This window comes from Paenibacillus sp. N22P23, from assembly GCF_059383735.1.
This window is the reverse complement of sequence record NZ_JBXENT010000007.1, coordinates 108,516-120,810: the sequence shown is the minus strand read 5'-3', so window position 1 is coordinate 120,810 and position 12,295 is coordinate 108,516. Positions and strand designations below refer to the sequence as shown.

General features: G+C 50.2%; 9 protein-coding genes. All 9 read right to left on the bottom strand.

Going from position 1 to position 12,295, the window contains the following annotated elements; all coding sequences use genetic code 11:
* Positions 1-641 precede the first annotated feature (641 nt).
* Positions 642-1,625, bottom strand: coding sequence for an FTR1 family iron permease (locus AC506A_RS23685; protein WP_495463464.1), 984 nt, complete (start codon positions 1,623-1,625; stop codon positions 642-644).
* Positions 1,626-1,719: 94 nt separating this feature from the next.
* On the bottom strand, positions 1,720-3,207 hold the full coding sequence (locus AC506A_RS23680; RefSeq protein ID WP_495463463.1) for a copper amine oxidase N-terminal domain-containing protein: 1,488 nt from the start codon (positions 3,205-3,207) through the stop codon (positions 1,720-1,722).
* 57 nt (positions 3,208-3,264) lie between these two features.
* Positions 3,265-4,461 carry a hypothetical protein gene (locus AC506A_RS23675; RefSeq protein WP_495463462.1) on the bottom strand — a complete coding sequence of 399 codons (1,197 nt, stop codon included), beginning with the start codon at positions 4,459-4,461 and terminating at the stop codon, positions 3,265-3,267.
* Between the two features lie 198 nt (positions 4,462-4,659).
* The gene (locus AC506A_RS23670; protein ID WP_495463461.1) at positions 4,660-6,363 is read right to left on the bottom strand and encodes an ArnT family glycosyltransferase; all 1,704 of its coding nucleotides are present in this window, start codon (positions 6,361-6,363) and stop codon (positions 4,660-4,662) included.
* A 41-nt stretch (positions 6,364-6,404) separates the two neighbouring features.
* Positions 6,405-7,163: a glycosyltransferase family 2 protein gene (locus AC506A_RS23665; RefSeq protein WP_495463460.1), complete on the bottom strand. Its 759-nt coding sequence runs from the start codon at positions 7,161-7,163 to the stop codon at positions 6,405-6,407.
* Between the two features lie 31 nt (positions 7,164-7,194).
* Positions 7,195-8,664 (bottom strand): alkaline phosphatase family protein, encoded by a 1,470-nt coding sequence (locus AC506A_RS23660; RefSeq protein ID WP_495463552.1) that lies wholly within the window; start codon positions 8,662-8,664, stop codon positions 7,195-7,197.
* On the bottom strand, positions 8,661-9,602 hold the full coding sequence (locus tag AC506A_RS23655) for a lysylphosphatidylglycerol synthase transmembrane domain-containing protein (RefSeq protein WP_495463459.1): 942 nt from the start codon (positions 9,600-9,602) through the stop codon (positions 8,661-8,663). The genes AC506A_RS23660 and AC506A_RS23655 overlap by 4 nt, the downstream gene beginning before the upstream one ends.
* Before the next feature lie 143 nt (positions 9,603-9,745).
* A complete protein-coding gene (locus AC506A_RS23650) occupies positions 9,746-10,825 on the bottom strand; it encodes a GDP-mannose 4,6-dehydratase (protein ID WP_495463458.1) in 1,080 nt (359 codons plus the stop codon).
* Positions 10,806-12,176, bottom strand: a complete 1,371-nt coding sequence (locus AC506A_RS23645; RefSeq protein ID WP_495463457.1) for a UDP-glucose dehydrogenase family protein — start codon at positions 12,174-12,176, stop codon at positions 10,806-10,808. The genes AC506A_RS23650 and AC506A_RS23645 overlap by 20 nt, the downstream gene beginning before the upstream one ends.
* Positions 12,177-12,295 lie beyond the last annotated feature (119 nt).

The following is a 12,295-nucleotide window of genomic DNA, read 5'->3' as shown; positions in this document are numbered from 1 at the left end:
AGGGCGGTATAGGTGCTGACACCTTGGTCAATTTTCCCTCACAATTATAACAAACCCTGCCACTTGCGTCTATGATGTAGTTGGATGCGCTTCCTTTTTACATAATTGGCCAAAATCTGCAGGTTTTCCCCATTAGAATGTACATTGGTTGGAAATTTTATGCAAATTATTCTTTTGAAAAGATGGTATAAGGATGAGCGTTGGCGAATGCCAGCTACCGAGTAGTAAAAAATAAGAGATACCACTTACCGAATACCAGATACTGAATACCAGATGCCGCATACCGCGTTCACCAACTCGTATCTCACTCGCTGCGAAACGCTAACGAACCGTAGAGGCGTTATTTAGTCGAATTTCTGGACTTGGAAACTCTAACGAACCGTAGGGGCGTTATTTGGGGATAGTCGGCTCCCAAATAACCACAATCAGTCAAATAAGGCCTCTACGGTTCGTTAGAATTTTTTTGAGCTATTTTGGAGCAAATAAGAGCGCTACGGTTCGTTAGAGAATTCTGAATTCCGATTTCCGCATGACACATGCCGTTCCGGAGCTATTCACTAAATTTGAGAGTTGATCATTCCTATTCAATAAAAAAAGCTCCCTCTGCGCCAAGATGGCGAAAGGAAGCCTTATCAGATTCGTTATATCGCTGTATTAATGTCATTGCGTTCCGACTTGTCCGGCCCCTCTTGCGAAGTTCCCTCATCTAATGCAGCCTGATCCTCTGACTCTGCTGAATCCGCAAGCTTCTTCTGTCTCGCAATCAAGACAAATACGAAGCCATAGTACATCCAATAGAGTACGAATTCCTCCAGCGACGGGTCTTGGGTGTAACCAAGGAACGCCTTGAAGAAAATGCCGATTTGACCATTCAGAATCGGATGATTGCCGGTATCGCGGATATAGTTCGTCTCATCGATCGGATGTTCTGGCATCAGCCAGGTCAGATCGTACATCGCACCAATCTCGCCGCCGGCTGTCTTATAGACACTGCCGATCAGCTTCAAATCCTGCATGACGCCAATCGCTTGAACGAACAAACCCGCTGCAATCATGATCAAGAATACGCTCGTAATTTTGAAGAACGTGCTGAGCTGGATTTTTTTACTGCTTTTGAAAACGACGACTCCAAGTACGCCTGCCGCAACTAATCCGAACAAAGCTCCCCAGCTTTGCAGCACCTGCGAAATGTCGCCTCCGGAGATAGCTGCGAAGAAGAAGACGGTCTCAACGCCTTCACGGAGTGTGACGAGGAAGGAGTGCACAATCATGTTCAGCGCGCCGCCGGCCGTAAGAATAAGCGCTACTTTCTGCTGCAGCTTACTTCGCATCTCCCGATTCTGCTTGCTCATAAACAGGATCATATGGGTTAACAATCCCGCTGAAACCAGCAAAATACCAATCCGCAAATATTCTCTGCTACCCATTGTCGCATAACCGTCCAGCACAATTTGGAAGACAAGTGCTACGCCTAGGCTGGCGACGATCGCCATAACAACCCCCAGCCACACAAACTTGTTCCACTTGGACTGACCAATTCGGTTTAAATACGAAATAATGATGCCGACAATCAAGATCGCTTCGAATGCTTCGCGAAATGTGATGAGAAAGGCTTGCAAATTCATGCGAAGACTCACTCCTTACCGTTCATAAAATGAGCTAACCCGCCCTGCAAAGAGGACGGGAAGCGGTGGTCGCGGGCAAAGGAAACGCCCGTACTTATTTGATTACGATAACTTCACCTTTATTGAAGTAGATGTGGTTACCGGAAAGTTCTGCAATCGCACGAAGCGGCAGGTACGTTACACTGTCTTTCACGACTACAGGCTGATCCAGCTTGAAGTCTGCAACAGGTTCGCCGTTCTTAGTGACTGCATCGCTGCCAATTGTAAGAGCAAGCGTTACGCCGTCTTTCGTTACGGAAGCTGTTTTCGTTGTATTGTTGAAGTCAATTTGGAAGCCCAGCAATTCCAAGTAACGAGTAGGCACGAGCGTACGGCCGGTAGCTTTCTCGATGAAAGAAGGCGTTACTTCTTGTGCTGTGCCAGCTACTGCTACTTCTTTGTCACCGACATTGAAGGAAATGCCGTCAACCGTTGCTGCATAAGCAGCCATTTTGTAGCCGATTTCGCGAACTGCATCTGCATTACCCGCAGCGGAAGCTACAAGAATTTCGTCCGTCAGGTGTTTAGCTTCTTTGTAGGTTTCACCAAGGAACGGCTCAAGAGCTGCGAAGAAGCCGTAAAGCTCGCCGCCTGTACCAGCTGCGCCAGCTACATCGCCTTTCTCGAGTTTCTCAAGTACTTCGATTGTGTATGCACTTACTTTTGCGATGTTACAACGAATGATGGCTTTCTTGATTGCATCGTAGTTGAATTGCTTCGCATCGCCGGAAGCGAATGCTTTGTATACGATATCGGCATCAGGAGCGTTTCCGCCTTTCAGGTAGCCGTACACGCTCATGTAATAGAAGTAGCCTTTGATAATTGCTGCTGGCTTCTCTGCCGCAGCAACCTCTTGAACGTCGTCAGCTGCTGCAAGTGTTGCCAGGGCGAACACTTTGATCAACGTTTTATCAAGCAATTGACGGTGAACGTTAAGCGATGCTACGTCTTTCTTCTCGATATCTGCTTTGAAAGCCGGGAATAACGTTTCTGTCACCAGTTTGGAAGAGGAAGTGCCGAATTTGCTGTCTGTTGCTTTCACTGTTGCATCGAGTGCAGCGGTGTAAACTGCAGCTGTTTTGTCAATGAACTCCTGCGCTTTAACTTGATCGCCTGCTGTAAGGGCACCTTTCGCACCTACGTTTGTCAGGTTTTTGATTAGGAAGTAGAAGTACCATTGCAGCCCTTTATCAACGGCTTGCTGTGTTTGCTCATATGTAAGCTTGCCTGCAACTGCGTTCTCCAGAACGAAGTTGATGTTCTCATTGATGACGGGGTCGCCGGCTTTGATGCTGTCGTCAACGCCTTTAACGTTAAGCTTGAAATCAGCTTCGTATTGTTTCTTGATATCGGCTACCGGTTTCTTCTGAGCAAACATGTCAAGCAGGTTTTGATAAGCTTTCAGTTGTGGTGCTACATCGGTATTTACCGGTGCTTTCTGTGGGGCATCATCAGCAAATGCAGTTGCTGCGAAAGCGAATACGGCAGCTACCAGCATTGTAAACGTAAGAAGGATGGATAAGGACTTCTTCATTCGGTTCATCGTTTTGAACACTCCTTGTTCGAATTGGGATGATTGCTGCTTGCACTTGGTACTCGCCTAGAAAAACTTCTTGCGTCTTGCCCACCAAACCGCACCTGCTCCAACAATGAGGACGCCGCCGATTACACCGACAGTGACGCCCGTATTGGTTTTGTCCGTACGTGCCATTGCGGCATGTTCCTTCGTGCCATCAATGGTCTCAGGCTCTGCTGCCGCAGCTTCGTCCGCTACTGCCGTATTGTCAGTTGCAGCTGCGTCGTCTGTTGTTTCCGTCGCATCAGCTGCTTGATTATCGGCTGTATCTGCAGGTTCTTCAGCTGTTGCGTCTTGATCATCCGCCGGTACTGCTTGATCCTCACCTGCAGCGACTTGATCATCCGCCGGTGCTGCCTCTGTAGAAGCTGCTTCCCCAGCTGCAGGCTTATCGCCTTCGGCTGTTTCCGCTGCATCCGGCGCTGCTGCATCCGTTTCTGTTGCATCCGGCTTGTCAACTGGCTGTTCCGTCTGCTTCGCAGGTTCACTTGGCTTGGATGCCGGTTTATCAGGCTTCTTGGTGCCTGTATCTGTGCTGCCTGTGTTCGTGTTTGGTTTTGCGGTTGTGCCTTTATCTGTACTTGTACCGGATCCGGCAGCCGGTTTGGTCGGCTCCTTGTACGCGGTATAAGGAAACAGCGGTTTAAGCGAGCTGTAAATACGGTTGACGGCATCTTTCAACGCTTTCTCATCAGCGTCCTTCTGCCCTACGCCGAACAATCCTGGATTGCCGATGGCATCAAGTGCGATATCGAAGTCGGCACTTAAACTGTCCATCTTAGCAGCTGAGAGCTTGGCTTCTGCGTAAGGAGTCAAGGTTACGAAGGTTGCGCGCGCTTTGGCAAGCAGCATCTTCGCATTCGTGTAATCACTTACGTCCTTCAGCGTGTTCTCAAATCGCCGATCAAGGTTCATGATTAGAATCGCCTTGTAATTGGCAATCGTCTCCTTAGCTTTGAGGGACTTGAAGTTGGCATCTAGCGTAGCGGCTACTGCATTGCCGAAATGTGAAGCAATTTCTTCGCGTCTTTCTTTTTGCGCCGCCAGCGCAGTATCCCAGTCTGCAGGAGATTTGCTGAGCGAAGACACAACAATCTTAAAGGTTTCCGCTACATCCTCCGTATTGGCATCACCGTATGAATAAGCCCATGCCCCTGTTGGTGCGAGTGCAAAGAAAAGCGCAATGACCAGCATGATGGTCTTCGTAAACTTTAATCGCATGATTGCATATCACCTTCCGTCAGACATAAATATACAAAAAAATCAACTTTCAGATGACCCGTTAACAATGATAATCATTTTCATCTAGGGTGTCAATCACTTTTATTTCCTGAAATTCCCTTGAGATCCATTTGGTAGTTTAGCCCTATTTAGGAGGGATTTGAGTGGAAAATAAGAATAACCCCGCAGTCTGCAGGGTTATTCTTTGGGACTACCTATCCACTTATATAAAATGATTTCGTTGTATACCGGATCAAACCGTTCGTCACTTTGGTAGACTGCGATTGGCTGCACGTATTTCTCCAACGATCCAACCTGTGCCTCAAATCCCTTCAGCACATGATCGGTCAACAGAATCGTGGCCTCCGGGTCCGCCTGTACATCCGCCAGAAAATAGGCATAGGTTTCGATTCGACGGTTGGTCACCGGCGAATGCAGATATTGAAGCACCCGCGTCTCCTCCCACGTGTAGATGACGAATCGGCTCGCAGGATGATCGCTGGCTAACTGTCGCAGCCCCTGCTCCAGCTGATAGACAGCCGGCTTTTCATCCGCCTGCCTGGCGACCAGCGTGCCGCCCACAGCCGCCTGCAGCGCAATGACGCAGGCGGCTAGCAGCGCGCCCGCGGTCGGCAGCGTGCGGCGCATACGCAAGCCGCGCTCCGCCGGCGCAGGGGGCTGCTGCGCAGCAGCGGATGCACCGGGCACTGCCGGTGCATCTTGCGCGGCGAGCCGCGCCAGCGGCGCTGCCGCGCAGAACAGCGCAAGCAGCAGCCACATCACGCCGATGAGCGGCGTGATGTGGCGTGGCTTGTCGATGTTCTGCGCCAGCAGCGCCCAGGCGCCGTAGGCGCTCGCGAGCGCAGCGAGCGCCCCCGGCAGCGCCGGGCGGCATAGCCATGCCGCCGCCCGGGGCGCCAGGCGCGAGCCAGCGCTCGCGCTGCCGCGGGGCGAGCGTGCCGCGCCCGCGGAGAGCATGGCGGCGAAGAGCAGCCCCGCCGCCGCATAGAGCAGTGCTGTGGACCGGGCGAACATCCCGGTCCACAGCACGTTATCGCCCGCGAAGCGCAGTACGCGCTCCGCAAGGCTGAGCTCGCTGCCGGCGGACGCAACCCCGCCGCCCCACTCGCTGAAATGCCCCGCCGTAAATGCGGCGGCGAGCTTCATAAACCCTCGCAAGCCGCCCTCGCTAAGCGCCAGCCCGGCCACCCACAACAGCTGAAACACGGCAGCTATCGCGCCAAAGAGCAGAATGCGAGGCCACAGCCTCTTCTCCAGTCGCCGCCAATCTACGCAGCACATGGCCAGCAGCCACACCAACGCTAAGCCAAAAGGCGCGAACGACAATCGAACCCCCATAAGCAGTCCGAAAGCAAACAGCGTTGCCACAGTCCTCCCCCATGAGCGCTGCTCCATCGTCCGCCACCAGCTCCATAGAAACCACCAAAGCAGCGCAACGCCAGCTGCCTCCGACATAGGCCTTACCGATTGCAGCCACAGATAAGGCGCCGTGAGCACCAGCAGCACGGTCAGAACCGCCCAAAGCGCTGAAAGCCTCCTCCTCGCCAATAGCCAAATCGGTATGGTCGATAGCGCGGCCAACCCGATGTTAAAGGTCTCATACGCATATACGGCATTCGGTATAAATTTACGCACAGCTAATGCCCCCATGACGAAATAAGGATAGCCCGGAAAATGCGGCTGCATCGCGAGCAAATCATACCGCTCCAGCGCCAGCACAAAATCAACCTCATCCCAACTCGCCGCATATGGACTTCTATGCACGAAGCTGTAAATCACCCACACTATGACCCCAACAAGAAGAGAAGCCGGTGCAGCCACCGACTTCAACGCCCTGCTTTTATTTATCTTTTCCACACCACGGTCATTCCGCTGCCGCACCTTTCTCTCCCCTTTGCTGATGAGACTTGGTTTTGCTACTTTTACTTCGTCGCACCTGGCCCCAGCACAACCTTACCAGCCTGCCCCTGCCGTACACCGCGCCTCTCCACCGGGCGACGCATCTCTCTCCAAACCGCCGGAAGCACATTTCCCATATACTTACGAAACTTAATAAATGACTCCCCATGAACGCGAACTTGATAGGTGATCGGCACCTCTTCCATAACGAACCCCTGCCGCACCAAATTCAAAGTAAGCACCTGAGCATAGTTATAATCATGAATGATTTCAGCATGCTCCATCGCTTCTCGTGAGAAGCCTCGCATTCCCGATTGTCCATCCCAGATCATTCGGCGCAGCAGCACTACCTGCAGCAATGTAAAACAAATGTTGCCCAAGCGGCGATGAAGCCTCATGCCGCGGATGACGCCTTTAAATCGTGAACCCATCGTGTAATCTACGCGGCCCTCACGAATAGGCGCAATCACATCCGGTATTTCCTCCGCCGGATACTCGTTATCTGCATCGATCATCAGTCCAATGTCCGCACCAAGCCGCACACAGGAGGCCAGCCCTTCACGCACCGCAGCACCAAGCCCTCGATTACGGGCAAAAGAAACAACGTGGTCTGCCCCCGCTTCCTTAGCCTCCTGTACTGTCCCGTCCTTGGAACCATCGTCGATCACAAGCACTTCAACCTGCCAGTCCGGATGGAAGTCGCGCGGAATTTTGCCAATCACCTTGCCAATATTCTGTTCTTCATTATGTGCCGGAAGGAACACGATCAACTTCTTCTTCACTCAGCCCAGCTTCTTTCTATCCTATATTTACCTAATTCTGTTCAAAAGCATCCGTAAGCACCGGTCCACGGCTATGACTCGGCAGCGGAGCACCAAGCAAATGACTAAGCGTCGGCGCAACCGACACCAGTGAGTGCTTCGCCTCCACTTTCACACCTGCCCGCACGTTCGGCCCATACATAAAGAACGGGACGAAACGTTCCCCTTCATCCAGATGGCCATGTCCGCCAATACCATCGGCCTGTCCATGATCCGCGCAAATGATAAAAGTTGCATCCTTCGCGTGTCCTTGAACGGTAAGCCACTCTACAAACTCAGCGATGAGCGCATCGGCTTCCTCAATCTTTTGCCGATATTCGTCGTACAACGCTCCCATACTATGACCGGTTTGGTCTGTTGCAATAAATTGCACGACGAGCAAATCCGGGTTCTGTTCCGCCATAATAAGCTTCGCACGCTCCATAATGTTGCGGTCTGCTTTGTCGTTATGCATCACAGCGGTTACGCTCTCCACGTCGTCGCCCATAGAATCAATTAGGTGGGCGATACCGAGCAGGCGGCCCTTTTTCCCCACTTTACGCAAGCTGTCGAAGATCGACTCCACCTTAATGCCGAGCTTCCACACCATATTCGAAGTAATCCCGTGCTCACGCGGATAAGTCCCCGTGAACATCGATGAGAAACAAACCACCGTTCGAGCAGGGTAGAGTGTCTCCATTTGTGTATATTCCGTACCTTCTGCCCGCCACTGCTTTAGGAAAGGCGCATTTGCTTCCTCAAACCGATCCTTACGCATACCATCGATCACAAGCACAAACACCTTTCCGCTGCTTGCTTCCTTTGGCTGAGCCGGTACCGGAACGGTGTAGCCCTCGACCTCTTTCGGCTTCCAATCAAACAAATTCCGATGCAGAATCCACGCATACAGCGCTACACCGAGAAGGAAGAATACATAGCTGCCCCATGTAAAATCGCCCTCCGATCCCGCTCCATCTGCCAGATAAGAACCTGCCATATCCATGATAAACAACAGCAGCAGAAACTTCGGCAGCTGTTCCTGCGCATTGCCGCTTGTGGAGTCACTATTTTTCAGTACAAGTTTCCAGAACCTTTTAAAGTTCCACCACGAGGTGCCTATCCGCAGATGATAATAGAAGGTCCCCCAGAAATAGATCGTGAAGAACAAGAACAGCCCAATCGCCGCAGCATAAAGTCCCAGCTCCAGATGCGCATCCCGCCACAGCACGAGTGCACCGACAACCGGGAACCATAGATAATTGCGCAGAAACAGCGGAAAATCAAAATGAAAATATAGTGCAAACAGCGGAAGCGCTGCCAATAGCCCCAACCCAAAATGCTCCCAGAAACTTGCGTCTCCCCAAGCATTCATATGGTAGAGTGCATACACACCAATCGTAAAAATCGGCGTAAACGGCTTTCCCTCGTTTAATAAGTTCCAGCACCTGGCCGCAACAATTTCAAATCCTGACGCTTTCTTCACGATTTCTTCTTCCTCCCTCGATCCTTTAAGCCGAACCATTCCTTCAATTCCACCCATGTCACAGCCCCGAGCACTAACGAAGCCGCTCCTGCGGTGTAGGCAAACCCAAATTTATATCCATGAGACAACAGCGCAGCCGTATACCCCTCATTGCCAGAGACACCTAACATTCCAAGAGATGCAGTCAAAGTCGTCTCATACGTTCCGAGCCCACCTGGCGTCACATGGAACAGCTGCCCTGCGATCGTCATACTGTTGGCCCATATGGCCTGCAACAAACCAACACGTAAATCCAGCACATGAACCACACCGTATACAACGGCACCTTCAAGCACCCAGCTGGCAAGCGTAAGCAAAGCAACTGCTGCGCCTCTTCGAGAGCGAATCGTCGTCCACAACCGTTCGAAATGGCGATGAAACCATTTCCACTTGCTGCTAAGCAGAACGGCCAGAAGCAATACTACGATTCCTAGAACGATGACTAAGAGAAGGAAGCGTGGAGAAACGACCAAGCCCAGCGTAATAGCCCCGATTGAACCGATTAGCAGCAGCGAAACCATATCCAGCAGTCGCATCATAGCCACGGAATGGAGCGCATCATCAAAGCGCATCTTCGATTGTCTGATGAGCATCCCCGTTCGTGCCAAATCTCCCAACTTAACGGGCAGTATATGATTGATTAATAGACTAACGAGTAAGGGATAGATGTATGTACGAAGGCGATCTTCATTTTCACGAGCCACATACAATCGCCAAGCAATCGCTTTGAGCCAAAATGAACATCCATAACCAACCGTCATCGCTAAGATCCACCACGGTGAGTCGAGCAGTCTCTTGAAAGCTGCGTCGATTTGACGGCCATGAAACCATTGCATCGATAACCAAACAAATACGGCAGTCATTACCAGACCGCCGCCAACTATTACCGCTCTTTTCATTTTGTCTCCCATACTCAATTGGTCACTTCGTTCTATTAACAAACTCTGCCATTTGTTGAGAACCGTTATCATTTAGTATAAAGGGCCTGTCGATACCCGTCAATTTTTATTCCGTTCGGCAATAGAAAAACAGCCCCTTCGCCCTATATTGGGGGCAAGGAGCTGCTTCTAGGTTGCACGGATAAACGATTGTTTTCTGGCTTCTGAACTCCATAGTAGTCGACATACCATTCTGCAAATCTCTCTAACCCCTCTTCAATGGAGGTCTCCGGCTTGAATCCGACTGCCTTCTCCAGAAGCGCCGTAGATGCATAGGTGGCAGGTACATCGCCTGGCTGCCGAGACTTAAACACTTTATGAAAGTCGACCCTTCTGCACAATGTTTTACTAAACGCTTTCTCAAGCGTCTCGATAAACACCATCAGCTTCACGGGTTTGTTATTTCCAATGTTATAGATCGTATGCGGGACCGATTCAATAGGCGGGTTTGGCAGCAGTCGCTCTATCCCAACGATAATATCGTCTATATAAGTGAAATCTCGATAGAGATCTTTTTCAGTGTCGCCGTTGTTGTAGATATGGATGGGCTCACCTGCAAAATACTTATCCGCAAAGGAATGGTAGGCCATGTCCGGTCGTCCCATCGGGCCATATACCGTAAAGAAACGCAGCCCGGTTGAAGGTATTTGATAGAGGTGGCTGTAGGAGTATGCCATGAGTTCATTTGTTTTTTTAGTTGTCGCATAGAGGGAGACCTGATGATCCACTGCATCTGTTTCTTCAAACGGCACTTTCTCATTTGTCCCGTATACCGAACTCGATGAAGCATAAACCAAATGCTCCACAGGGTAAATTCTACACGCTTCAAGAATATGGAAGAAACCAACAATATTACTCTGGATATAAACGTCGGGATTCTCAATCGAATATCGCACACCTGCTTGGGCTGCTAAGTTGATTACGATTTGCGGCTTGTACATTTCGAAGACAGCATGGATCGCCTTATCCGAAATATCAGCTTTAACAAAAGTAAACTTCTCATACCCCTGCAGCTGTTCTAAACGAGTATGTTTTAAGCTGATATCGTAATAGTCATTGATATTATCAACACCAATTACTCTACACCCTTGTGCCAGCAGCTTCTTCGCTAAGAAATATCCAATGAAGCCGGCTGCACCCGTAATCAAATAGATTTTACCCGTGTCAAGCGGTTTGATAGTCACTTTCCTTGTTCTCCTTTACCCCATTTCGCTTGGATGACTTCCTTCCGATTGAGTAATATTCCACACCGGATTGCTCCATTGCCTCAACCTCATGCAGGTTTCTTCCATCGAACACCAGAGGCGTTCTCATTCGTTGGTTATAGTCTTCTGGTGAAACAGCTTTTATTTCTTCCCACTCCGTAAAAACAAAGCAGACATTCGCATCCTCGAGCGCCTCCATCGCATTCGAGACAAACGTCAACCTTCCTTTTCTTTGCTCGCCTGCTGGAAATAGTTTGGAGAAATTTAGCGTTCCTGCGGGATCGAAAGCATAGACATCTGCGCCTTGATCTAACAGTAATGGGATATTCGCAAGTGATGCGGCCTCTCGCACATCATCCGTTCCAGGCTTAAACGTAAGCCCCAGTACCGCTACCTTCAGTCCGTTAAACGTAATCAGCCTTGCACTGGCTTTATGATAGAGTGCTGTTTTCTGATCGTGGTTAACATCAATCGCCGCAGACACCGTCCGCAATTCATAGCCATGCTGCCTTGCCATGTACTGCAGTGCTTTTGTATCCTTCGGAAAACAAGATCCGCCATAACCTATGCCTGCTCTAAGGAACCTGCTTCCGATCCGGCTGTCGAAGCTCATCCCCTCGATTACATCCTGAATATCGGCCCCAACCCGCTCACACAGATTTGCGATATCGTTCATATACGATATTTTTAGCGCGAGAAAATCATTGGAAGCATATTTGATCATTTCCGCTGATCTGCGCGTGACGGATACGATCGGCAGTCGGAAAGGCTCGTATATCCTCATCAAAAGTTCCTCAGCCCACTTGCTTTCGGTCCCAATAATAATTCGTTCCGCATGCAGCGTGTCGTGTACGGCGGAGCCTTGCGCCAGAAACTCGGGGTTTGATGCAACTTCCACTTTCACATCATGCACGAGAAAATCATGAATAAACTGCTCCACCTTATCGTTTGTCCCAACCGGTACCGTCGACTTCACAATGACGAGGCAATCCTTGCAGATCGATTCTGCGATTTGCCTTGCAACGGTTGCTATATTCGCGAGATTCGCTGATCCATCCGGCTGCTCTGGGGTACCGACTCCAATAAAGATGGCGTCTGCATCCCGATAGGCAGATTGATAGTCCGTCGTAAAATCAATTCTTCCCGCAGCCATGTTTTTCTGCATTAATGCTTCTAAGTTGACCTCATATATGGGTGATACACCTGACTTCATTGCATTCACTTTGTCCTCATCCACATCGACGCAAATCACTTGATGGCCAACTTCAGCGAGGCACACGCCGGCAACCAACCCAACATATCCTGTCCCCGCTACAACTAACTTAAACATTGTTTTACATCCCCTCACAATGCAATGACAGAAGCATTAATCCTCATCATTATAACAAACTTGTAAGGCTTGATTTTAAAATAAAACACGCCTATAGCGAATATAGCATGCAAAAACCC

What these genes read in the sequence shown, in the direction of transcription:
- AC506A_RS23645 (WP_495463457.1), bottom strand. Translation starts at nt 12,176, where the DNA reads ATGTTTAAGTTAGTTGTAGCGGGGACAGGATATGTTGGGTTGGTTGCC.
- AC506A_RS23655 (WP_495463459.1), bottom strand. Translation starts at nt 9,602, where the DNA reads ATGAAAAGAGCGGTAATAGTTGGCGGCGGTCTGGTAATGACTGCCGTA.
- AC506A_RS23680 (WP_495463463.1), bottom strand. Translation starts at nt 3,207, where the DNA reads ATGAACCGAATGAAGAAGTCCTTATCCATCCTTCTTACGTTTACAATG.
- AC506A_RS23675 (WP_495463462.1), bottom strand. Translation starts at nt 4,461, where the DNA reads ATGCGATTAAAGTTTACGAAGACCATCATGCTGGTCATTGCGCTTTTC.
- AC506A_RS23685 (WP_495463464.1), bottom strand. Translation starts at nt 1,625, where the DNA reads ATGAATTTGCAAGCCTTTCTCATCACATTTCGCGAAGCATTCGAAGCG.